Below are 849 nucleotides of genomic sequence, written 5' to 3' on the forward strand. Positions count from 1 at the left end.
CGCCCCGCAGCAGAAGATCCCACATGCCGGTCAGGTTATCCGGTGCCACCAGCACCGGGGTCGGCCAGCGTGACCATCGTCTCGAGCAGCGTCGTGTATACAGTGCCGGGTTCAGCGGATTCCTCCCAGCCCGGCTCTTCCCCGGCCGCCGGATTGGTTTCCGCCGCCGGAAAGAACAGCCACCACAGGTTGTGCCAAGGGTCGAGGAACCGGGCGATGCCGTACCCGCCGTAGAAGGGAGACACCGGAGTGACGACGGTCGCACCGCGTTCGACCGCTCTGCGCATCGTCTCCTCGGGGTCGGCGACGTACACCTGGGTTAGGGCCGGGGTGAACGGCCAGCCGGCCTTACGGTCAGCGACCATGAGCAACGAGTTGCCGATTTTGACTTCGGCGTGGATCAGCGTTCCGTCTCCGGCGTAGAAGTCAGGGGTGCGGGCTTCCCCCCGCTCATTCGCATCAAAGACAGCGACGAGGAAGTCGATGAAAGGCGCGGCTCCGTCAACGACAACGAATCCGTTAACGGTGTTCTCACCCCGGGGTTCGGGATCTTGCTTAGTCATCTCCATGCCGCGAGGCTAGAGATAATTGCGGTCAGTTTCCTACCGCAATAGCGGCCCAGGGACGCCCTGCCGGGTCCAGCTCGTTGGCTTGGACCGTCTCTATAGCGGCCAGCTTGGCCCGGTCCGGACCGCTGCCGGTGTCCAGACCGGCCCAGCGCACCCTCACCCTGCGGCGCACACTCATCGTCCCACCGCAAGCCCAAGAGCGCTGCTTCTTCTCACCGACATCGTCTCCCGCGCTGAACGATCGCTGTCGCAACTGACCGACAGACGCTGTCGTTGTTAC

General features: G+C 64.2%; 1 protein-coding gene. It reads right to left on the reverse strand.

Translation table 11 applies throughout. The features are described 5' to 3' along the window. Nucleotides 1-35: 35 nt before the first annotated feature. Nucleotides 36-569, reverse strand: coding sequence for a VOC family protein (locus ACTMTI_RS56935; RefSeq protein ID WP_441129419.1), 534 nt, complete (start codon nucleotides 567-569; stop codon nucleotides 36-38). Nucleotides 570-849: the final 280 nt, after the last annotated feature.

The organism is Nonomuraea sp. H19 (assembly GCF_052068215.1).
Taxonomy (GTDB): Bacteria; Actinomycetota; Actinomycetes; order Streptosporangiales; family Streptosporangiaceae; genus Nonomuraea.